The following is a 24204-nucleotide window of genomic DNA, read 5'->3' on the forward strand; positions in this document are numbered from 1 at the left end:
GCAACAAGAAGCAGACAAGTGGCAAAGATATATTGCCACCAATCGTCCTATCAGTAATTGCAGCGTGTAATCTGATAGCCGTTTTTATTGCTCCTACGGGATATTCAGGTCCAAGAGACCTTAGCTTGGTGCAACTGGTCTTCACCGGAACAACAGTGTGGTTTATATCCCGCCAGAGAAGAGGAATATCATAGCAAAGTCATAAACCAGATACTTATCCGTCCAATAATTTGAGAGAACATTGCTAATCTGTTCCGAGAGCGAGGAGGTTGGTGGATAACCTCCCGCAGCACAAAATCGCCGCTTTTCGCCAAGACCTGTTATCCACTCATGAAAAACAACTAATGATTTCAAGAGATACAAGCTCTGCGCCTTGAATGGCATTCAAGATGTCATGGGTTCAATTCCCTCCAGCTCCACCACTAGAAAGTTAAGGACTTCAGATTAATATCTGAGGTCCTTTTTCTTTTGTCTTAGTCTTTGTGATGAATCTGTGTCTCACAGAGTAAATAGAATAAAAAAAGCAGGGCACATTGAGTGCCCTGCTTTATAACTTATCAGAGACAAGCCTTACTTCATGCTTTTCATTTTCTGGATAGTGTTTTCCATCTTGTGAATGCCATCCATCATCATGGGGATGCCTTTGTCTGCGTCCTTTTTGGTGACGCCCATACCCTTCATGGTGATCATCATTTCCTTGTTCAGCTGCTTCATTGAAGCTTCCATGTGCTTGTCATGGTTTTTCTTTGCATGGGCTTCAACGCCAGCCATGCCGTGGTGCATGTCGTTCATGTGCTTGTTCATGGCTCCCATTGCAGCTTTGCGTTTTGCAGGGTCTTTCATGGTTTCCACGTCCGCTTTCATCAGGGCGAGGTTGTCTTCCATGACTTTCATGCTTTCATGGACACTCATGTCACCGGCTTTCATGTTGCCATGATCCATGCCTTGCATTGCGAAAGCGAAGCTGGAGACGAGCAGGGTCAATGCAAATGCCATGGTAATGCTTGTAAGTTTTTTCATCATAATACTCCTTTTTGAGATTGGTTTACTGGGTTGTTTTATTAAGCCGTTTGCTTTTCTGAATTGAGTTTTGCTGCTTTTTTGAATTTCAATTCTTCAACGAAGCAGTACAGGGTTGGAACAACAAATACGGTCAGGATCGCTATGGTCATGCCGCCAAAAGAGGGGATAGCCATGGGAACCATGATGTCTGCGCCTCGTCCCGTTGATGTCAGTACCGGGATGAGCGCGAGGATGGTGGTTGCCGACGTCATGAGAGCCGGGCGTATACGCCGTTTGGCGCCTTCGAGAATCGCATGACGAATGGCTGGCACGCTGCTCATGTCACGGGTATCGCGGCTCTCATCGAGATAGGTGGCCATGATGACGCCGTCGTCGGAGGCAATGCCGAACAGGGCAAGGAAACCGACCCATATCGCCACACTCAGGTTGATCTGGTGCATCTGGAACAGGTCGCGCATGTGAGTGCCGAAGACACTGAAGTTCAGGAACCACTCCTGTCCATAGAGCCAGATCATCAGGAAGCCGCCAGACCATGCAACGATGATTCCTGAAAAGACCATCAGGGTCGTAGCCATGGATTTGAACTGCAGGTAGAGAATCACAACAATAACCATGAGCGCCAACGGCAGAATGATCGCGAGCTTCTTCTGGGCACGCACCTGATTTTCGTAGTTGCCGGCAAACTCGTAGGAGACTCCGCTGGGCACAGTGAGTTCCCCGGAAGCGATTCTGCTGTCGATGAATGCGCGGGCGTGTTCAACCACATCCACCTCTGCAAATCCGGCTTTCTTGTCGAACAGAACGTAGCCGATGAGGAAGGTGTCCTCACTCTTGATGACCTGCGGTCCTCGGACATAGCGAAGGTCGGCGAGTTGTTTCAGCGGGATCTGCTCTCCGGATGGGGCCGCTACGAGGATGTCTTCCAGCGCTTCAATGCTGTCGCGCAACTCACGCATGTATCTGACCCGCATCGGGTAACGTTCTCGTCCTTCAATGCTTGTCGACAGCATCTTTCCGCCGACGGCCACCTCGATGACATCCTGTACTTTTTGCAGTTTGATGCCATATCGGGCGATGGCTTCCCGGTCGATTACGATTTCAAGATACGGTTTGCCGACGATGCGGTCTGCCACAACTGCTGCAGGTTGAATGGAGGGGACTTCCTTGAGGAGTTGCTCAAGTTGCAGACCGAACCGCTCAATGGTCGCGAGGTCTGGTCCTTTGACTTTGATGCCCATGGGGGCGCGCATGCCGGATTGCAGCATGACGATACGGGCTGCAATGGGTTGCAGCTTGGGGGCCGAGGTGGTCCCCGGAACCTCGGCAGCAAGGGCTATTTCGTCCCAGATGTCATCTGGGGAACGGATGCCAGCCCATTCGGTTCGGCCCGGATTCAACTGCGGATCAAGACGCGTTCTCCATTGGCGGAAAGGTTTGCCCTCAGAGTCTTCAATCAGCTTGCCGTTGTCATCGCGTTCATAAAAGCCCTGAACGATGTATGGGAGCCCGTCGTTGGCAGGCAGTGGGTTGCCCTCTGCCGAACGGAAATAGTCCTTCTGGTTTTCATCATATTTGAACCGTAAGCGTTTCCCCTTTGCATCAATGAGGTATTCGGGTTTGTAATTGATGACGGTCTCAATCATGGAGACTGGCGCAGGATCAAGCGGTGTTTCGGCACGGCCAAGCTTGCCAACGGCGCTGTCCACTTCGGGAATGTTGAGCATGGCCATGTCCTGCTTGGACAAGACATCCTGTACTTCGCCGATGGACGCGTGGGGCATGGTTGTTGGCATATAGAGGAACGACCCTTCATCCAGTGGCGGCATGAATTCCTTGCCCAAACCGGGGAAGGCGTGAATCAAGGCGCCGATAGGGCGGGAGGCCCTGATAGAGTCGGGCAGCCATGATGTCATGGAGCCACCACCAAACCAGATGAGTCCACCGAAAAGGATAAGGACTGCAGGCAGGCTGAGAAACGTCGCCTTGTGGTCGAGAACCCAGCAGAGCATGGCAGGATACTGGCGCTGAAAGAACTGGAAGAATGCCATGAGGCCGCCAATGAGAACCGTGACGAAGATGATGTTTCGCAAATCGCCTTTCTCGGGGCCAAGCGGGAGCCAGTGCGTGGCAAGGAAAATGGTCATCAGTGCAATGACACCCCAGTTCTCAAGGTGACCGAACAGTCCCTCTATCTGTGGCGGCATGAGGTGTCCGAAGATGCGGTGCAGGCCAAGAACAATCAGGAAAATGCCGACCCACCATTTAACGAAAACACATACAGCCAGACCCGCAGCAATGTATATGAAATCGATGAAGTGGTTCGGGAGTCTCTTGGGCGCGTTGGGATCCTTGCGCTTGTATATGATGTGCGCGATTGCGGGGAGAACCGTCAGTGCGACAATGATTGATGCGATGAGCGCGAAACTCTTGGTGTAGGCAAGTGGCTTGAAGAGTTTGCCTTCCGGCCCCTCCATGGCAAAGACCGGCAGGAAGCTGACAATGGTCGTCGCAACAGCTGTCATGATCGCACTGCCGACTTCCGATGCGCCTTTGAAGATGACCTTCATTCGGCATTCGTCGAGGGATGCGTGTTCAAACTTTTTGAGGATGTTTTCGCATATGATGATGCCCATATCGACCATGGTGCCGATTGCGATGGCGATGCCTGACAAAGCGACGATATTGGCGTCCACATTGAAGAGCTTCATTCCGATGAACACCATCATGACCGCCATGGGCAGGAGGGATGAGATCAGAAGGGAACTTCGAAGGTGCATCACTGCTATCAGGACAACGATGATCGTGATGAGAATCTCTTCCGTCAACGCCGTATTGAGTGTCCCCAAGGTTTCGTTGATGAGCCCTGAACGATCGTAGAACGGGACAATGGTTACTTTCGAGACCGTACCGTCGGCCAATGTCTTGGAAGGTAAGCCGGGAGATATGTCTGCGATCTTTTCTTTGACGTTCTTGATGACCTGCAGCGGGTTTTCGCCATATCTGACAACAACAACGCCGCCTACGGCTTCAGCGCCGCCTTTGTCGAGAACACCTCGTCTCAGAGCGGGGCCAAGTGTGACCTTGGCCACGTCCTTGACCCGAATGGGGACGTTGTTGGATACTTTGACAACGGCTTCTTCGATGTCGCCAAGCTCCTTTACGAACCCAATGCCACGGATAAGGTATTCCACGCTGTTGATTTCGATGGTCCGGGCGCCGACATCGAGATTGGATTGTTTGACCGCTGAGAAAACGTCTTCAAGTTTAACTCCGGCTGTGCGCAAGGCATCCGGGTCCACGTCGATCTGGTATTCTTTTACAAAGCCGCCAACCGAGGCTGTTTCACTGACACCGTCCGCGCCGAGCAAAGCGTATCGGACGTACCAGTCCTGTATGGAACGAAGCTCGTCGAGGTCCCAGCCACCTGTCGGATTACCGTCTTCATCTCTCCCTTCAAGGGTGTACCAGAACACCTGTCCAAGCGCTGTGGCATCCGGACCTAAGGTGGGTTGAACCCCTTGGGGAAGAGTGCCTGGCGGGAGGCTGTTCAGTTTCTCCAGCAACCGTGATCGGGACCAGTAGAACTCTACATCTTCATTGAAGATGACGTAGATGGTGGAGAACCCGAACATGGAGTAGCTACGGACTGTCTTGACGCCGGGGATGCCGAGCAGGGAGACAGTAAGCGGATAGGTGACCTGATCTTCCATGTCCTGAGGAGAACGTCCCATCCATTGGGTGAAAACAATCTGTTGGTTCTCACCGATGTCGGGGATGGCGTCCACGGGAACAGGGTCTCGGGGAAGGCCGTCGATTTTCCAGTCGAACGGAGCAACAACGAGACCCCAGCACAAGGTCATTGCCACGAGCAGGAATACCACCAGCTTCTGCTCGAGGCAGAAGCGGATGACTTTGTCAGTGAAGGTCTTGGCTTCTATACATGTCTCGTTTTTCATGGTGACACCCAGTTATTTCTTGAGCTGCTGGTTGGTTTCACCACAGGAGATCATGGCCGCACCGAAGTAGGGGTTTTTTACTTCTTCACTACGCTGGAGCCAGGTCGCGCCATCGTATTCGAAGGCCATGGGGCAGAATATTTCATAGAGCGGCCCTTCAGTCGCTACGCCCAACTTGAGGATTGCCTCTGACAAGCCGACCGAGAGCGGTTCAAAACCGGTACGGACGCCGACGATGTCCTGAGCTTCACGGATTGCAGTCAGGCCGTCGTTCATTTTTGAGAGACTCTGTGACCAGACGTTGTGAGAGGGGCCATCAAGGTCAGCACTGCTCACCAACTGGAGTGCCCCAGATACTTTGGCTGCTGCTTTGCGTGCTGCTTCGGCATTGTCTGCCGCCAGGGCATCAGCGAGTCGTTCATACTCGGCGAAAACGAACCCAAGCTGCTTTTTGAATATTTCTGGAGCGTTGTAATGAGCCGTTTCAGTATCCAGCTTGAATGTAGCTACCAGATCTGCGTAATGGCCCTGCATTTCCTTGAAAATGTCATTGAGTCGTTTGGTGTCGGGGGCTTCTGCTCCAAGTATCGCGTCGTTGCCGAGAAGCATAGAATACTCCTTCCAACGAAGAGCAGGCTTGCCTTCAAGGCCTTCGCCATCAATCAGGCGGAGTTCTTTATTGAACGCTCCAAATGCGAGGTGTGTCTGTTTGAGATCATTGGTTTTGACCACTTCCGAGAGGGTGGCAAATGACTGGGCGAGCAGTCTCAGCTTGGAGGCGAACAGGGCAGGCAGTTCCTCCTCTACAGCAGCAGAAGTGCTGGAGGGATTCATCATGCTCGGTTTGGCAACAATCTGGATCGCGCTGTCGATCTTGAAGTTACCCTTGGTAACGACCAACTCGTCTTCCTTAAGCCCGCTTTTGATGATGTAGTAGTTGCCGGCTTTGGGCCCCAGAACGACCTCTCGGCCTTCAAATGCGCCGTCCTTGTCGGGGTTGGCGACATAGACCACTGCACGCTTGCCTGTGATCAGCGGGGCTGATGCAGGAATAACCAGAGGAGAATCCGAGTCGTTATCTTTTTCGCCGCCCTTTTGCTGCGTGGCACGAACCAGCATGCCCGGCTTGAGGCTGCCGTCTCTGTTGGACACCTCAAGACGTACGCGCACAGTTCTGGTCTTCTCGTTTACGAGTGGGTCAATGTAGACGACCTTTCCTTTGAAAACTTTGCCCGGGTAGGCCTCGGTTTGGAATTCGACCTGCTGTCCGAGTCCAATCCATGGAAGGTCGGATTCATACGCTTCAAGAACAACCCAAAGTGATGAGAGGTCGGCGATGGAATAAATGGAAGCGCCAGTTTTTACATATTGACCTTCATTGACGTCCTTGCGGATGACGACGCCCCCCTGAGGAGCATACAGCGTAATGTGGTCTGAAGGCCTTCCGTTTTGGACGACCTTGTCTATCTGGGCTTTTGTCAGCCCCAGAAGGCGCAGCTTCTCGCGGGCGGCCTCCTCAGTGCGAGCCGCGCTGTTCTTGACCAGGTCGAGCTTGCTGTCCTTGAGATCGCGCATGGCCTTCACGGCCTGTATCAGTTCGGCTTGGGCAGTGAGCAGCTCCGGACTGTAAACCGACACCATCGGCTGGCCTTTTTTAACCAGGCCGCCGGTGTAGTCGACGTACATTCTGTCAACGCGGCCACCAGTCCATGCCGTAATGTTCCTCACCCTTGTCTCATCATAGTCAACCTTGCCGACCATCCGTGTCTCGATAGCAACATCAAGGCGCTTGACCGCTTCGGTTGTGATCCCTGCCAGTTTTCGAGCTCCCTCGCTGAGGGTTATTTCCCTGATGCTGGCCTGTTCGCCGTCATCCTTTCGCTGCAACGGGATGAGCTCCATGAAACAGATAGGGCATTTCCCGGGCTCGGGGAGCTGAATTTGAGGGTGCATTGAGCAGGTCCAGGTGATGTTGCCCGCCTCGTCAATGTGGGCTTCGAGGTCGTGTTCACCCTCGCTTTCAAGATGCTCGGCCACTCCCTTGGGAGGAGCTATATCGCTTCCCTTGACCAGATAGCCAGCAGAGAAGGCGACCACACTTGAAAGTATGACGATCAGTATCAGCTTTGTGTTCCTGAGTTTGCTCATGATTTCCTCTATGTTTATGCCGGGGTGTTTTCTGGGATGACACCCTGTTTACGCATTTCGGCCATGTATTTTTCCGGGGATCGCTTGAATTCTGGAGGACAAATCGGACAGCAAAAGTAGATTCTTTTGTCCATGTAGTCCGAAAAAAGGTCCCGGTTAATTTCAAAGCCCATTACAGGGCACAGCTTTTGGTCGCCAGTTTCGGCTGTGGCAAAAGCGCTGAATGTTGGCATTGCTGATAGAATCAGAGTGAATACCGCAGCTGCAGCAATGAAGAATGGTTTGCGCATGGTTACTTGTTGTCCTTGAGTAGTGATCCGTGGAACTCGCAGGCCAGTTCCTGACCTACAAGGGTTTCGATCTCAGCCAGACGTTGGGCCTGATCGGTGAGGGCTCGATAGTAAGCGAGTTGCAGTTCAAGGAGAGTCTTCTCAGCGTCAATCAGGTCGAGTGAAGTGCCGCGACCTGTCATGAAGGCTTCCATGGTGACTCCCAGAGCCTGTTCTGCTTTTGGAACCAGTGTGTCCTTGTAAAGATTGATTTTGCGCCCGGCATCTCGATATTTGTAGAGCGCCAACTCAAGATCGGCTTTCAGTTTGCGTTCGAGGCCAATGCGGCTGCGTTTCGCTGCAATGATTTTGGCGTTGCTTTCTTCTACTGCTGCATCTCGGGCATTGAGCCAGATGGGAATGTTGAAGGACATGGAGGTCATGACCGGGTTTTGTCCGTCCCCCATGACGCCGGAGTTGCGAGCTTTATCCACTTCGGTAACATCCACGCCAAAGGTGAAATCCGGGTAGTAGTTCCGCTCAGCCAGTCCTTTGCCTGCTTCTTCTTTGGCGGTGACGGTATCCCAGTATGCCAGCTTGGGATTGTTCTCTTGAATCATCCCGCTGAGATTTTCTTTCGGATCGACGATTGTCATCACAGGTATGGCGGCAGGCAACGCGATCTCTGTTTCAGCAGGACGGTCGAGCAAGGCATTGAGTCTTGCGGCAAGGGGAAATTTCAGATCGTTGAGGGAATTGAGTCGATCTTCGAGTTTTCCGAGTTCTACCTGAGGACGGATGATGTCGGAGTGTTTGGCAGACCCTGTCGTGTAGCGAGCTGTGGCTATCTTTTCCAGGTACTTCATCAATTCGATGTTTTCCCGGGTGATATCTATGGCGCGGGCAAGATATGCATATTCATAGTATATCTTTTTGACTTCGTAGTACGTATCCAGCTTCAGACTGTCGAACTTCGCCTTGAAACCATCAGCTTCACGCAGCGCCATTTGCTCTTTGTAATCGAGCTTTCCGAAGAAAGGCAGGGTCTGTGACAAACCATATTTGTACCGCGCTGGGCCGCCACGTGTCTCGAGTGGGGTGGTGTAATATCCGAAGGAGAATTTGGGATCAGGCAACGTGTCAGCTTGAACGGCCTTTTTAATTGCAGCCTGCCATTTCTGGAATGCTGCTCTGAGTTCATTGTTGTTATCCGCAGCCAAAATAAGGAATGACTTCAGATCATTCAGTTCAGTCCTGTCACCGAGATAGCTGCCGGGCAAGGTGTCGACTTCCATCTCGGGCGATTCCTCGGCGGATGCAGTTACCAGCATGGCAAAGAGCAGAAGAAAGAATGTTCCGAGTATCTTGGTGGGGGTCATGGTCATTGGGGCTCCAGATTTTGCATTACTCTAACAAGGTGCGTGCCATCGGTGCATCGTCTTGTATTTCTACTTGTTACCAAATATGCTCTCAAAAATCCCGACTAAATTTGTCAGGATTGGTGCAAATGACTGCATGTGTTGTGCAATTAGGTGCACTGTTTTTGTGCAATGCGTATGCGCAAATGTATCGCCTATTACACAGATATATGAATGGGACTAATATTATAATATTATGGTATTTCTTGAAAAGTATTATTGTTTGGAATGATGCTTGCCAAGAACAGAGGGTGTGGCCTGTAACCTTTTAGCTGATTTCCGAGCACGGATGTAGCTGATCAGATGCTCGTGGGACGTTTATGCAAATTAGATATAAGCTATTGATACTACTGATGTTCATTTCTTTAGCCCCGTTGCTTGTTGTGCGGACAAGTGTGCAGCGTGATTTGTCTGAAATGGGGGACACGCTGGCAGAACGAAGTGGCAATGTGTTGGTACATAAAGCGAGCAATGGGTTGAAACGAATTGTGCAGGACCATGCTCGGGTGTTGCACCGTGAACGCCAGTTACTGGAAGCAACGTCACTTCTGCTCGCGTCAAAAATCGAAGGAGTTTTGTACGGCCATTCCCATATCCCTCCTACAGGTTCGTTTATCCCGCCCGATATTCAGATGAATGAAATCATGGGGGAATACACCTATACGCACATGAAGGGGAGGCAACAGCAGCTTGAGGTCGACTTCAACGAGGTGGCCTTGGAAAGCGGTCCCGATATTCCAATGGTCAGGCAAGGGCTTGTGACACCGTTGGGAAGGGTCAAATTTGAATTTCCACGATTGATCATGTGGATAGAAGTCGCCTTGGCGGACGGGACGAAGCTGGTCTATCCCAAGGTCGAGCAGCAACGCATGGGCATGAGGCAAACGTCCCGGTCGAACGAATCGGAGTTGAAAGAGTCGCTGAGCTGGACATTACCGCAAGTTGATTCACGAACTCGAAGAATGGTGTTCCGTGTTGCTTCGCCTATTCGTAATATAAATGGTGAGCTGCAAGGTAACTTGACTCTGGTTGTACCAGTGGATTCTGTCCTGCATCAAAACCTGCATGTCAGCATGTTTTCAGACGCTGCGGTTTCATTTCTGGTCAAACCTATCGAAGGGCAGGGTAATACCCCTGACAGAGTCAGAATAACTGCACAGGAACAAGAGTATCAGGCGGGGCGGGGGCACTGGCAGATTCCCGAACAGGATCAGTGGCTCACTTCTGATGATTCTGAACAGTTTGGCATTATGACCACTGCATTGTTGGCAGGAAAGCCTGGCGTCGTAGGGATGCCCTACGAAGGCGGTGAGGCGCTTTGGGCATACGCCCCTATCGATGAAAATAACTCATCATTGCTGCTGGTTGTGCCGAGAGGTGATATTGTCAGAGAGGCCAAGGCTGCACAGGATTTTGTCCTTTCGCAAGTGGACGAGCATGAAAGGAAGATGGGAATCGTGGTCCTGTCGGTCGCGTTACTGGTTGTGCTGACCGCCCTGATTCTTTCCAAGTTCGTGACTCGTAACATTTCCGAGCTGGTCACTACCGTCAAACTGGTTGCCAAAGGGGAATTCAATGTCAGGGCAACAATTCGTTCCACAGACGAAATAGGTCAGCTTGGTTTGGCTATTAATAAGATGGTACCGGAGCTGAAAGAGCGTGTGGCGATCAAGAGTCATCTTGAAGTTGCTCAGGAAGTACAACAGAATCTGCTACCAGCTGATAATCCCGAATTCCCCGGCTTTGATATCGCGGCCATCAGTGCATATTGCGATGAAACCGGCGGAGACTATTACGGCTTCATTCCGAGACATGGCACGGATGGTAGTTCCCTCGTCGTAGCTGTGGGGGATGTCAGCGGTCACGGTTTTCAGGCGGCGTTGATGATGGCCTCCGCCCGGGCCTATCTGCGGGGACAGACGTATGGTGAACGTTCTCTTGATGAGGTGTTGTCCGCCGTTAACGATCTGATGTTTGAAGATCTTGATGGGACTGGGCGCTTCATGACCATGTTTCTTATGGAGCTGAGCAACGATGGCTCAGTCTGTTGGGTACGCGCCGGCCATGACCCCGCACTGCTCTATGATCCGAACACAGATACGTTTGAAGAGTTATCCGGTGACGGAATGCCGTTGGGCGTCATTCCCGATGTTGATTTCGATTTGAATCAGAGGAAAGATCTTCGATCCGGCCAGATTGTCATTATTGGCACTGACGGCATCTGGGAAACCCAGTCCGAGACAAGCGAGTTGTATGGCAAGGACCGTCTCAAGACGCTCATCAGAAATAACGCCGAGGCTGAATCCGAACATATAATTGCAACGCTTCGCGCCCACCTCGGAGAGTTTCGTGGAGGTTCCAGCAAGCTGGATGATATGACCATCGCTGTTTTGAAGGTAGTGTAGCAGTAAGTATCCGTTTTTGTTTTCTTACAAGTATCCTTGAACCTCATTCAAAGGCTTGTGGGTTCAATTCCTTCCAACTCCACCACTAGAAATTTAAGGACTTCAGATGAAAAGCTGAGGTCCTTTTTCTTTTGTCTGATTGGGAGTTGATTCTATCTTAAGTATCAAGTTTACTGGAACATACTTTTGATTTGGTTTAAGTAGGCGTATCAAGCATCGCCCCAAGCTCCCACGTTTCTGTGGGTGGTTATGAAGCTGAACCACAACAATACGTATTCATCATGCAAACATACCCATTAAGTCATCCACAGCGTCGTATATGGTTTGCCGAGGCCGAGTATCCCAACACGGCTATCAATACGATTGCACTGTATGTTCCGTGTCCCAAAGGAACCAGTTTTGAAGCCCTTCAGGACGCAATTAACGGATGTGTCCGGGATAATGAAGCATTACGGGCCCGTATTGCCAAAGGGAGTGCCGGCGATGAATCTTTTGGTGCCTGTCAGTTCTTTTCAGAATACCGTCCCTTTGAGCTAGAACATAAAGAGTTTTCAGACTCGGAAACTGCACACCAATGGATGCTTGAACAGGCATTGGTGCCAATGGAGCTCTACAGATCTCCTCTGTTCCGGTTTACGGGTGTTTCGATCAATGGTGCCATTGGGTATTTCTACATGCTCCATCATATTGTCAGCGATGGGCGTACAACAATGGTTTTGATGGAAGAAATTGAAAGACGATTGTCTGACCCTTCCATTGTTAAAACTATTGATAGTTATAAAGATTTCATTGAGTTCGAAAATACTTATAAAAAGTCTTCCGCCTTCAACTCAGACCGAACATTTTGGATGAATGAACTTTCCTCATTTCCCGAGCCGCTCAAGCTGGCAAACGGAAATGGAGAAGAAGATGCTGAGTTGATTCAGGTCGCAAGTGTCGTTTCAGAGGATTTGCACAGTAAAATACATTCCTTCGCAGACCAGTATGGCGTCTCTGTCTACAAGCAGATCATGTCCGCCTTCGGAGTTTATATAGCCAAGGCAACACGCTCTGAGTCTTTCGCCGTTGGTATAGCCAACCACAATAGATCGGAGAAACGATTTTACGACATGTGCGGAATGTTTGTCAGCACACTCCCTTTTGTTTTCGATTTCGATCCCCAAAAGAGTTTTGCAGAGTATGCTCTTGAGTCCAGTCAGCGGATTAACAACATCCTGAAAAAGCACTCCAGATACCCGCTTGATCTCTTGGTTTCTGACATGCGTCGCGAGTATGACATTGATGTTGGACACATCATGAATGTGAGCATTGTGGGACATCCTAATAAAACAGATGCGCCTGCCTACGAAATAGTCTTGCCTGGTCAAAGCAGGAACAGTTTAAACATCCATATCAACCTTGCTGGTACCGATGGTGAAGGGAAGCTGGAAATCCTGTTTATGGCAGATGGTGAAGTGTACTCGAAACAAGACATTGATACACTGTACGAAAGCCTTACTGCCATATTGAATCAAGCATTAAGCGCTCCGGATACCCCGGTTGGACAACTATCCCTTGTCTCTGAAAGGGAAAAGCAACGAGTTCTCAGCTTCAACCCTCGCTTTGAAGCCTACCGGGACAAACTCTCCATTCCTGCTCTGTTCAAAGAGAGAGTGAGTGCATCACCTGATCATATCGCCCTGATGAGTACTGAAGGCTCTGTAACATACGCCGAGCTGGATGCCTGGACTGATAACATTGCCCACGGGCTCATGAAGTTGAATAAGGGCGTCTCCCTGTCCGGGCAGTATGTCGGAATTTCCATGACACGCAGTATCTCCATGATTGCAGCGATCATGGGTATTCTGAAGAGCGGTGCCGCGTATGTGCCACTGGATCCGGAATATCCGGAAGAGCGGCTTGCGTTCATGGCAGAAGATGCCGGGATTGGAATCGTTTTGGCTAACGATGGGCACGAAAAGCTATTTAGCAGTTTGACTGCCGTGGATATCAATGACTTTCCAAAAGGTCGCATGGAACGCATTGAGGATATGACTGGTCCTGATGACCAAGCATATGCGATCTATACCTCTGGCACTACGGGCAAGCCAAAAGGTGTGCCTATTCAGCATCACCAGGTTATCAATCTGGTTGATGGATTGAAGAAAGCATTTTTCATAGACCGCAAGAGCCGTGTACTCCAGTTTGCCTCGCTCAATTTTGATGCTTCTGTTGCAGAAATCTTCCCGGCCCTGCTTACAGGGGCAACGCTTGTTGTCGCGCTGGAAGAACACAGGAGTGACGCCAACGTACTCGGTCGAATGCTGGAAGAGATGGACGTTTCAGTCGCGACGATTCCACCGGCAATGCTGGCCATCATGCCATACAAGGAACTGCCGGCTCTCTCCTCTCTTGTTGTAGCCGGTGAAAGTACTGATCCTGATGCCATTAAACAGTGGTCCAAGGGCAGAAAGCTCATCAACGCATACGGTCCGACAGAGAATACGGTCGCGGCCACGGCTGGCCTGATTGACGGCAACAGCCTTCCCAATGACATTGGCACTCCGCTCAAGAATGTCAGCTGTTATATTCTCGATCCGTACATGCAACTTCTGCCAGTAGGGATTCCCGGAGAATTGTTCATCGGTGGATTGCAGGTTTCCAAAGGCTACATCAATAGGGCTGAATTGAATGCGAAAGCATTTTTTGAAAATCCTTTCGCTACAAAAGAAGCGCGAAATCCGCGTAACTACAAGAGCGGAGATCTGGTCCGTTGGATGGATACGGGGCATATCGAGTTCATTGGAAGAGTGGATTTTCAGGTCAAAATTCGAGGACATCGTATTGAATGTGGTGAAGTAGGGACGGCCATTTCCCGCATGGACGGCGTAAACAGTTGTCTCGTCATTCCGCTTCCCAGTGGAGCTACGCATAAGCTGGTAGCATACGTTATCCCTTCGTCTGACAAGAAAGCGCTCATAACGCCGGACTTTCTGAGAACCGAGGCTGCCAATGTGCTGCCTGACTACATGGTGCCATCAGCCTTTGTCATAATGGATAAATTCCCCATGACTCCCGGCAGTAAAATCGATCGACGCAAGCTGCCTCAACCTGCTCATGATGATACTGCGCTCACCGAGTATATGGCGCCACGTAACGAGATAGAAAGGAAACTCGTCAAGATCTGGCAAGATCTCCTTGAGCTGGAGCAGGTCGGTGTGTTGGACGACTTTTTTGACGTCGGTGGCGATTCCTTATTGTGCATGTCTCTTATCGCTGAAGCTGAAGACCAAGGCCTGAATATTGATATTGCAATGGTTCGCAAGCAACGAACCATCGCCAATCTGGCACAGGTCCTCATTGAAACCGGCGATGTGGGGCCACAATTGCCCAGCTTGAAAAAACGGCTACACAACAGACCCGAACCCATGCCTCTCAACGCCTTGATGATGCGCAGGCAGGAACAGGCCATGATTGCGGCCGGTGTCCCGAGCCCCGCATCAATCACGACATGGCAGATGAATGGTCCGATGGACGAAAACATCATGCTGGATGCACTTGATGCACTTGTCGCCCGCCACGATGCATTACGGATACGCATCAGTGAAGAGGGGAGTGAAGTCCGTCTCCACCCTGTCACGACAGCCGGTCCTGGTGGGGTTATCAATACCTCAAGAGAGGAACTCCCTGCACTCATCAACCAATGGGTTGAGGGCGACCGGAACGATAACTATCCGAGTTGCGAATTTCGTTTGTTCCGTTTCAGCCGTACCGAGCACGCTTTGGTTATGGTCGGAACGCATGAACTTCTTGATGCGTGGGCAATGCGTAAAATGTCATCGGAACTTGTCGAACTCTACAATGCCAGCAAAGAGGGCAGAGAGCCTGATCTTGAGCCTGAACCGTATCAGGTCATGGACTTTACAGACTGGTATAACGGGCTTGTCGAAAATGGTCGTCTCGAAGAATCTCGGCTTTATTGGAAAGAACAGCTGGATGGGGTGCAGCCCGTATTCGATACTTCTCCCCAACCAGATACGGCTCAGCACAAATACGCATCAGTGAGCAGCATGCAGCCACTTCCCATCAAGCTGAGAAACGACTTCGAAGCCCTTTGCAAGCAAACAGGCTGTACTTTCTTTGAAGGTTTGCTCACCGCGCACATGGTTCTGTTTGGACGAAAAGGTGATAAAGAAGACGTTTTGACAGCGTATGTTACGGCCCTCCGTGATCGTACGGAGCTCCAGAACCTGATTGGATGCCTCACTAATCGATTATATATCCGTGCAACCATTGATACGGATCACTTCAAAACGTGTGTGAACCGTGTTCAGACTGTGCTGCAGGAAGGTACCCGCCATGCTCTGTGGCCGACTTGGCAAGACGTCGACCCCAACGGACAAGGATATCCCGATATCTTTTTCCACTATGTGCCGTTCTTCGAACAGACAGGCCCTCAGTTCGTTGACTTTGAGAGCAGAATGGACCCTCCGGCGCCAATGAAACATTGGCCGCTCCCCCTGGCCCTGGTGGTGGTTGACCATGATGAAAGACCTGTTTTGCAATGCATGGCTCAAGCAGGGTTCTGCGATGCCGATTTCGCGAATGAATTACTCACTGAATACCTAAAAATACTTGAAGATCTGGTCGCAGCATCCAGTTAAATAAATGATCACATTCAAGTCTGAGATATCCTGAGCAGCGCACTTGTTGCGTCGCTTGAATGAGAGAGTACGGAAGAGGCGCGCTCATTCATCTTTGATTTGAAATGGGGTATGCATCAGATCGAGTTGGCACTTTGAACGAGATGAGGAGAGGATATGAGTTTCCCCGAGTTGATGGCTTTACAGTACCGGTGGCAAATACGAAACGAAGGCGATAAGCAGACTTTGGTTTATTACGGGTTGCGAAATCCTCCCTTGCATACACAGCTTTCGATTGATCTGGAGGATCTGGTCGCCGAACACATTGGTGCATTGGCCGAGGCTCGGAAAAGGGATGAGCTTCCAGAGGAACTGCTCGCACACCCCCAGTTTATGAAACTGGTGGAAGACGGGATTGTGGTTGACGCGAATGCGGTGCGCCATCCTGCCACGGAAGAGACAAAGCAGGAATGCACCCGTTGTATCAATAACGATATGTTGTTGCCCGGACTTGAGTTTAATGAAGAAGGGGTGTGCGCATTCTGTCAGTGCTATGAGCGGGCGGAAAAGATCGGCGCGTCTGCCGGTCCGCAGAATTTCATCACTGAAGAAGAACTGCTGGAAGCTTCACGTAACAACACGCAGTCGCGTTTTGATGTGATGGTGTTGTGCACCGGTGGCAAAGACTCCACTTATTTACTCTGGCTGTTGGGCAAGAAGCTCGGCCTCAGGGTGCTGGCAGTGTCATGGAACATGCCGTACACCAATGATACCTGCAAAGATAATCTTCGCCGTTCGGTTGAGTTGCTCCCGTCCGTGGAGCTTGTAGAGCGGACGTTGCCGTGGAATATGATCAGGGAGGCCATGAAAGGGCAGTTCGCGAAAGTGGGCGTTCCCTGCCTGTGTCCCACTGTTGCCCATGTGCTTTTCTTCCCCATGGCTGTGGAGGAACGGATTCCATTCATCATGCAGGGAGTGGAAGAGGTTCAACTGGCGGTTACCAGTTACGTCATGGACGAATTGAAATCCGGAAAGAAAGCAAAACCTGCTCCTGCCCCGAGTCACCGTGATATGACACTTGGTTTTTTCAGCACGGTGGCACATGCCCCTGAACCGCCAAAGCCGCATGCCATTACATCTGACTTCATGCGATACCAACGCTCTGTTCGAGAACAGCTGGAGCCGTTGTACGAGCACCTCGACAATACGCTCAAGCGGGCGAAAGAGGAGCCCTCTCTTCCCATTCCTGAATTTCGCAGGTTGAGGACCAACAAGACCTATGGAACATGGAGTGAAGTGGCCGACTTGGTGAAAACCGAAATGGAGTGGAAGATGCCTCCGGGACACAAGGGCTTGCTCCACACCAGTTGCGTCATTGAGCGGGTCAAGGACTATTGCCAGTTCATGCGGTATCAGAACATGCGCAGCACCTTCTTCCCCCAGTCCATCGTTGAAGTCAGTGCCGGAATTTATTTTGGCCTCATCAGTCGTGAGGAAGGATTCGCCGAACTGGAAGGGCTTGGCTATTTCGGGGAACCGGAACCGCTCCAGCCGCTGCTGGACGACCTTGGCATCACGCGTGAAAGCATTGAAACGGAAGGGGATATGGCCTTCTCCTTGTGCGACTGCAAGGAGTGCAGGTAATGGCTCGAAAGGATCCAACCGCCGCGGCCATGGCGTCCTCGCAGTTGGCTGCGGTGTGTGGCTTGATGCTCGGCATGCTTGTCTGCGGTCTCGATGCCAGTATCGTCAACATCATTTTGCCGACACTGCAGACCGTGTTCAAAGTCAATGTGTCGCAATCCATGATGCTGGCGACCATATATCTGACAATGCTCGCTTCGCTGCAGATGCTCTTTGGCCGCTGTGCCGATATTTTCAGTGCGTCAAAAGTCTTTTTATTGGGCGTCATCGTCTTCCTTATCGGGTCAGTGGGATGTGCGCTTTCGTTTTCCTTTGCACACATCCTCACTGGACGCATGGTGCAGGGTATTGGCGGGGCCATGCTGGCTTCGTCTTTTGGTGCGGTCATTCTCAAGCATGTTGCGCGGGAAAAGACCGGGAGTACCATCGGCATCGTGCTTATGATCATGAGTGTCGGCACGATTGTGGGGCCGCCTCTGGGGGGCTATCTTGCTGAACACTTTTCATGGCACTGGGCGTTCCTCATCAATGTTCCTCTCTGCCTCATAGGCATCGGGGCTTTGCTGGTCCATCTGCGGGCAGTGCCTGCTCGGGAAAGAAAGCCGTTTCGAAGCAGGCTCTCGCTGATTGACATCAAAGGTGGTGTTCTAAGCATCCTCATGTTCAGCTCATTTCCCATTGCCTTGGCTACTGTTGCCGATTCGGGATGGCGTTCCCCGCAGGTCTGGGGATTGCTGCTTCTTTTTTCCATTTCGCTGGTGCTTTTTGTGATGGTGGAAAAAAGGGCCGAACACCCCCTGGTACCGCTCTCGCTTTTTGGTGATCAGGGAGTGAATATCCTGCTCGCCATCAAGCTGTTCCTCCTCATGGTGGTCAATGGGGTCATGATCGTATTTCCCTTCTTCCTGACGAGGAGCGTGGGCATGACGGCATCCCAGGCAGGGGTTACCATGCTGGCTAATGCCATTGCCATGGCCATTGCGACTCCGCTTGGCGGCAAGTTGACCGATCTTTATGGCGGTAAAACCATTCAGGCCATTGCATCGGGCTGCCTCGCGCTCATTGCAGCAGGGACACTTATGCTTCCAGCATCACCCGGGCAGATGACACTTGCTCTTGTGCTTGCCTTGTTCGGTATCGCCGTGGCTCCGCTCATGGTTTCGAGCACGACCCTGCTGCTGGAGAGGGCTCCCAAAGGTCAGGAGGGGGTTTTCTCTGCGCTCAATTCCCTTTCGGTTTCCGTAGGCGGTTCGTTGGGACTCTCCCTCTTTGCCTCCCTGTATATGTTCGGTAGCACGGGCAAGAGCGGGGTGGCTGCAGCTCAGGGCGGGTTCTCTCTGGCCCTGGTGGGGGTTGTCGTTTGTGCGGTGCTGCTGATGGCTTTTGCTGTTTTTTTCATGAAACGAGAAGGAAGAGCGCCTTCTTCCGTAACTGAACATGTGAGGTCTTAATGAACTTTCTCGATAGGGCGACCCCATTCTTCAAGGATGACGGGTTTGCTATCCTCCAGGAAAAAACCATCTCATTTGCCGGACTCGGTGGTGTGGGCGGCGGTGCATTCCTTGCCCTCGTCCGTTGCGGTGCCAGCAATTTCCGTATTGCCGAGAACGGTGTATTCGATCCTCCGGACATGAATCGCCAGGCAGGCGCATTTGGCCACACCATGGATCGTCAGAAAATAGATGTGTACGTGGAGCTGGCCCGTTCCATCAATCCGGATATCAAGCTGGAGACCTATCCCGACGGCATCAATGCTGACAATCTCGACGATTTTCTCGTGGATTCGGATGCCTTTGTCGCGGTCATTGATGTGGAGAAGGGTGAAGATGTGAAGCAGATGACGCCCGCCTTGCTGGAGAAGCATCAGATTCCGGCGTTCACCTGTGGTGCCATCGGGTTTGGGGCGCTGATGGTGAATTATGCACCGGGCGGCATGAAAGAGGATGTGTTCTGGAAACTCGCCAAAGAGAACGATTCCGGCGGCGGGCTTTTACCCTCGGTCATGCAGGACTGCTTCAGCGGTGAGGCCATGGCGCGGATGAAGCAGGGCTTGTCCAAGGGGGTGTTGCCCACCACGGCTATCGGCGGACTGGCATCCAATGCCCTGCTTGCCAACGAGGTCCTCGCGTATTTGCTGGCCGATACCGGGCTTGTTGAAAGAGAGCCGATCTTTGCGCCCAAGTATGTCACTCTGGATTTCATGACGCAGGCCATGCACGTAGCAGACATCTCCGAATAGAGGACATACATGCCTTTCTCAAAGAATGCAGACAGGGCGGATACGCCCGGCAAGTGCTCTGGTGCCACCGCGTATGTGGGCGACCTTCGTTTTGACGGTATGCTTGAGGCCGTGACGGTTCGTTCCACGATCCGGCGGGGGAAGATCAAAGCGATCATCCTGCCGGAGTTGCCTGATGGGTACTACACTGTGGATGCTTCGGATATTCCAGACCTCAATCAGGTCACCTACTTTTATGATCCCTGTCCTTATTTTGCCGAGGATGAAGTCCGGTACATCGGGCAGCCCATCCTGCTCGTTGTGGGACCTGACGTGCGAACTGTGCGCAGGCTCGCCCACGAGGTTCGTGTGGAATATGAAACAATTCCCGCCATACATACATTGGATGAAGCATTGAATGGGGACAAGCCTCCGTTGCACAATGAAGACAATGTGTATTTCGGGGAACGCTTTGCCTACGGCGATGTGGATGAAGCCTTTTCCCGTGCTGCCGAGATTTTTGAGACAGAGACACATACGGGGTATCAGGAACATCTCTACCTTGAGACTCAGGGAGTGGTCGCGGTTCCCGAGGAGGGGCGGATCACCGTCCACGCCTCTACACAGGGGCCGCACGCCATGCGCAAGGTGCTCGCTGGGGCATTCGGATGGGAAGAGGAGCGATTCCGTGTGCGTCAGACCATGCTTGGCGGCGGTTTCGGCGGCAAGATCGAGCCCCCGTTTCTGTTGGCCGGACACGCCTCCTTTGCCGCTCATAAATGCAATCGTCCCGTTCGGCTGATCTACAGCAGGGAGGAGGACTTGCTGGTCACCACCAAGCGCCATCCCTCCAGAGTCATCACACGGTCCGCTCTTGACTGCGATGGCAATATCCTCGCTGTGGACGTGGATGTGGTGTTTCAGGCTGGGGGGTACGCCCTTTCCTGCCGCATGGTCCTTGATACCGGGTTGAAGAAAGCTACGGGAGTGTATCACTTCCCGGCAGCGAGCGTGCGTGGACGGGCTGTTGCCACTAACAATCCCATGTGCGGCGCGTACCGGGGATTCGGCGGTCCGCAGACATTTTTTGCCATTGAAACACACATGAACGCTCTGGCCCGCAAGCTCGGACGGGAGCCACTTGAGTTCAAGGCAGCTTACTTTACAAAACAGGGTGGGGAGACCCTCACTGGTGGCAAATACCATTTTCATGTGGCATTGCCCGAAACCGTTGAAGAAGCCACCAAGCTGGCAGATTACGCTCGGCGCAGGCTACAGCCTGTGCAACAGGGGCGGAAACTGCGTGGCATTGGGCAGGCGCTTTTCAATTTCGGAGCGCCATTTTCTCTGAGCACTAATCATCCCTTGCCGGAACGGTATATGGGATTGCTCAAGCGGACAGACGGCAAGGTTGAGATCCTTTCGGAGTTGGTGGACATGGGCCAGGGGCTGCATACTGCGCTCAGGAAAATTGTGGCTCACGCGCTGGAGATCCCCATGGAGCGTGTCGTCTATGAGGATGCCGACACGGACTGTGATCCGGAAGCGTCCATCACCGGAGCATCCATGTCCGTGGTGTTGTTCGGTCAAATGTTGAAGGACGCTGCAGACAAGCTCAAACCCAAGCTGGATGAGCCCGGCGAATTCCGTGTGCTGGAAGCGATCCGCCAGCCGGAACATCTCAAGTGGGATGCGGAAAAACAGCAGGGTGATCCCTTCCATTCCTATGTGTGGGGCACGGTCATAGCTGAAGTTGAGGTGGACACCGTCACATGGCAGGTTGCCACGCGGAAAATCTGGACCGCACTGGATGTGGGCACGGCAATTGACCGACGCATAGTGAAGGGCCAGATCGACGGCGGGACCATTCAGGGACTTGGATACAGTCTCCTTGAATCCATGCCTCCTGATGGCATGACGACCTCGCTGGCCGATTATGTCATCCCGACCACGTTGGATGCCCCCCCTGTGGAGAGTGCGTTGATTGCCAACCCCTATCCTCCCGGGCCTTACGGTGCCAAATGCGTGGGCGAGCCGCCTTTGGTGGGCGTCGCCCCGGCCATTGCCGATGCCGTGGCCAATGCCTGTGGCGTGGAAGTGTGGCAACTTCCTGTTTCTCCTGAATATCTCATGCAAGCAATGGCGAACAAATCATGACAACTTCTCTTTCATTTACTCTCAACGGGGAATCCGTTTCCACCACAGCACCACTGAGTGTCCGTCTGGTCGATGTACTGCGTGACGAATTCCATCTCATGGGCACCAAGGAAGGGTGCGGCGAAGGGGAGTGCGGCGCGTGTATGGTGCTGATGAACGGTCGTCCCACTCTCTCGTGTTTGGTATTGCTCGGTGCAGCTAAAGAGAAAGAAATCGTCACTATCGAAGGGCTGCGGAATGCGCCGGGCTTTGCGATTCTGGCTCAGGCGTTCAATGACGCGGGTGCAGTGCAATGTGGCTTCTGCACGCCGGGAATGATCATGACGACCTATGCGCTTCTTCGTGATCATCCCGAACCGGATGAAACGACCATCCGTACGGCCATGGCCGGAAATCTCTGTCGATGCACGGGGTACTCCATGATTGTGGAAGCGGTTTCGCTTGCAGCTCAACGCAGGGGGGAGGCATGGTAACCACATTCAACCCGCATCCCACCACTGTCCGGGAAGCGTGCCGCGCCAGATTGGAAGGGGGTGTCCCCTATGCCGGAGGCACGGATTTCATGGTCCGTCATGCCAAGGCAGTGCAGACGGGGCAATGTCCTCCGCTCATATTTCTTGAAGGAGTCAGGGAGTTCTCCGGTATATCCGTTCTGGAATCCGGTCTGCGAATCGGTGCTCTAACGACCATGGCCGAGCTCTCGGTGGATACGGCCATACCACGCCTGCTTGCAACGGCATGCAACTGCGTGGGGTCGCCAGCCCTTCGCAATGTGGCGACCATCGGCGGTAACGTCTGCACAGCCTCTCCGGCTGGGGACAGCCTGCCTGCCCTGTACGTGCTCGGTGCGAAGGTTGAAATCTGTTCTCCGGAAGGAAGCCGGACTGTGCCTATCAGCGAGTTTGTCCTCGGCCCCGGGCGGACCGTGCTTGAATCAGATGAACTCGTCAGTGCAATTATTCTCCCCGACAGTGGAATCAACATGTTCTATCATCGTAAAGTGAGTCCGCGCGTTGCCAATGCCATCACCAAGGTCTCCCTTGCCGTCGGGGCCAGTGTAGAAGATCAGAAGGTGGAAGAAATACGCATTGCGTACGGTTCGGTAGGACCTACCATAATTCGTTGCCCTGAGATTGAGGCGGCATGCGCAGGACTGCTGCTGTCCGACCTTGAAGCCGCCGTTCCCGCGTTGAGCAGTATGGTTGAAACTGCCATTGCTCCCATTGACGATCATCGTTCTTCGGCTCTCTATCGTCGCTCCATAGCCGCTAATCTTCTGGCGGAATGTTTGGAGACGTTTGCCTCATCGTATCAAAGGATTACTCATGACTAGAGACTTTAATGTATCGCTTTTCCAGCCGGAAGATGCTCCAGACGTGTGTGCCCTCTACCGGGAAGTGTATGGCGAAGATTTCCCTCTCAAGTATGTCTACGATCCTGAAGCGATCGTTGCACAATATGATGGTATTAAGCATCGCACTGCCATGGCTCGTCTTGAGGGAGGAGAGCTTGCCGGAATGGTAAGCATGTTCCGCTCCGCTCCAAATCCGCTGCTCTATGAGGTGGGGCAGCTAATGGTCAGAAAGACGTATCGAAAGCGGGGAATTGCCGAGGAACTTTCTAAGGCCACATTCAACGAATTTCCTACCCAGGTTCCGGTCAAGGGACAATTCGGGGAGGCTCTCTGCAATCATACCATTTCCCAGAAGATGGCCGAAGGATATGGATTAGTACCCACGGCTCTGGAGTTGGAGTGGTTGCCGACCATCAATTTCGACAATGCTGAAACGCTTGAGCGGAATATTACCCTGTTGATGATGTTCAAGACGCTCGAAGATGAGCCTCGAGAAATATTTGTCCATCCTGCCTATGCCGAGTTCGTGAAGTCCACCTGCTCGGCGCTCGCCATAGATCGGCGTGTGCAGACCGCAATTACCCCAGGAGAAGGCTCGACACAGAGCTCGACAAACATCATCGGTGATGCGGGTATTGCCACGCTGACGGTGTCCCGTGTCGGTGCTGATTTGGGCGAGGTGCTGGCTCGGTTTGAGGCCGAAGCTGCATCGTATCGACGCCAGGTCAAAGTCGATGTCAGTCAGCCGGGTGCGCCTTGGGCAGTGGACATCATTCGTGAAAACGGATTCTTCCTTGGCGGCTATCTTCCTCTGTGGTTTGAAAGCGACGGGATCATGATGCAGAAGCTGCCGATCCCACCGGATTTCAGCTTGCCGCAATTCCATTCGGAGAATGGCGCAGCGGTCATGCGTGCCGTCAAAGCGGATTTTGAAAGGATGGAACGAGGGTAGTGCCGACTCCTTCCTGTCTAGGCAGGGGTATGGAGGTC

The 24204-nt window shown here is 52.3% G+C and carries 14 protein-coding genes; 9 read left to right on the forward strand and 5 right to left on the reverse strand.

Translation table 11 applies throughout. The annotated features are described in order from the left end of the window. Positions 1-570: 570 nt before the first annotated feature. Genes HFN16_RS11705 through HFN16_RS11725 form a run of 5 tightly spaced genes read right to left on the reverse strand, consistent with a single transcriptional unit; the run spans position 571 to position 8781 of the window. Complete coding sequence (locus HFN16_RS11705; protein WP_168892348.1) at positions 571-1020, reverse strand: hypothetical protein; 450 nt, start codon at positions 1018-1020, stop codon at positions 571-573. 41 nt (positions 1021-1061) lie between these two features. Further along, the gene (locus HFN16_RS11710; RefSeq protein ID WP_168890921.1) at positions 1062-4979 is read right to left on the reverse strand and encodes an efflux RND transporter permease subunit; all 3918 of its coding nucleotides are present in this window, start codon (positions 4977-4979) and stop codon (positions 1062-1064) included. 12 nt (positions 4980-4991) lie between these two features. Beyond that, complete coding sequence (locus HFN16_RS11715; RefSeq protein WP_168890922.1) at positions 4992-7127, reverse strand: efflux RND transporter periplasmic adaptor subunit; 2136 nt, start codon at positions 7125-7127, stop codon at positions 4992-4994. Positions 7128-7141: 14 nt separating this feature from the next. Next, a complete protein-coding gene (locus HFN16_RS11720) occupies positions 7142-7417 on the reverse strand; it encodes a hypothetical protein (protein ID WP_168890923.1) in 276 nt (91 codons plus the stop codon). 2 nt (positions 7418-7419) lie between these two features. Next, entirely contained in the window at positions 7420-8781 is a 1362-nt protein-coding gene (locus tag HFN16_RS11725) for a TolC family protein (RefSeq protein ID WP_168890924.1), read from the reverse strand. A gap of 386 nt (positions 8782-9167) precedes the next feature. Here HFN16_RS11725 and HFN16_RS11730 point away from each other — a divergent pair, with 386 nt between their 5' ends. From HFN16_RS11730 to HFN16_RS11770, 9 genes are all read left to right on the forward strand, one after another. Continuing rightward, positions 9168-11219, forward strand: a complete 2052-nt coding sequence (locus HFN16_RS11730; protein WP_247648322.1) for a SpoIIE family protein phosphatase — start codon at positions 9168-9170, stop codon at positions 11217-11219. A 239-nt stretch (positions 11220-11458) separates the two neighbouring features. Further along, the gene (locus tag HFN16_RS11735) at positions 11459-15862 is read left to right on the forward strand and encodes a non-ribosomal peptide synthetase (protein WP_168890926.1); all 4404 of its coding nucleotides are present in this window, start codon (positions 11459-11461) and stop codon (positions 15860-15862) included. Between the two features lie 156 nt (positions 15863-16018). Continuing rightward, positions 16019-17485 (forward strand): hypothetical protein, encoded by a 1467-nt coding sequence (locus HFN16_RS11740; protein ID WP_168890927.1) that lies wholly within the window; start codon positions 16019-16021, stop codon positions 17483-17485. Then, positions 17485-18936: an MFS transporter gene (locus HFN16_RS11745; RefSeq protein WP_168890928.1), complete on the forward strand. Its 1452-nt coding sequence runs from the start codon at positions 17485-17487 to the stop codon at positions 18934-18936. Before HFN16_RS11740 ends, HFN16_RS11745 begins: the two co-directional genes overlap by 1 nt. Further along, positions 18936-19724: a ThiF family adenylyltransferase gene (locus HFN16_RS11750; RefSeq protein WP_168890929.1), complete on the forward strand. Its 789-nt coding sequence runs from the start codon at positions 18936-18938 to the stop codon at positions 19722-19724. The genes HFN16_RS11745 and HFN16_RS11750 overlap by 1 nt, the downstream gene beginning before the upstream one ends. A 9-nt stretch (positions 19725-19733) precedes the next feature. Continuing rightward, entirely contained in the window at positions 19734-21860 is a 2127-nt protein-coding gene (locus HFN16_RS11755) for a xanthine dehydrogenase family protein molybdopterin-binding subunit (protein ID WP_168890930.1), read from the forward strand. After that, a complete protein-coding gene (locus HFN16_RS11760; protein WP_168890931.1) occupies positions 21857-22333 on the forward strand; it encodes a (2Fe-2S)-binding protein in 477 nt (158 codons plus the stop codon). The genes HFN16_RS11755 and HFN16_RS11760 overlap by 4 nt, the downstream gene beginning before the upstream one ends. Continuing rightward, entirely contained in the window at positions 22327-23193 is an 867-nt protein-coding gene (locus HFN16_RS11765; protein WP_168890932.1) for an FAD binding domain-containing protein, read from the forward strand. The genes HFN16_RS11760 and HFN16_RS11765 overlap by 7 nt, the downstream gene beginning before the upstream one ends. Further along, positions 23186-24166, forward strand: coding sequence for a GNAT family N-acetyltransferase (locus HFN16_RS11770; RefSeq protein ID WP_168890933.1), 981 nt, complete (start codon positions 23186-23188; stop codon positions 24164-24166). Before HFN16_RS11765 ends, HFN16_RS11770 begins: the two co-directional genes overlap by 8 nt. Positions 24167-24204: the final 38 nt, after the last annotated feature.

Origin of the sequence: Pseudodesulfovibrio sp. zrk46 (genome assembly GCF_012516435.1) — a bacterium.
Lineage (GTDB): Bacteria > Desulfobacterota > Desulfovibrionia > Desulfovibrionales > Desulfovibrionaceae > Pseudodesulfovibrio.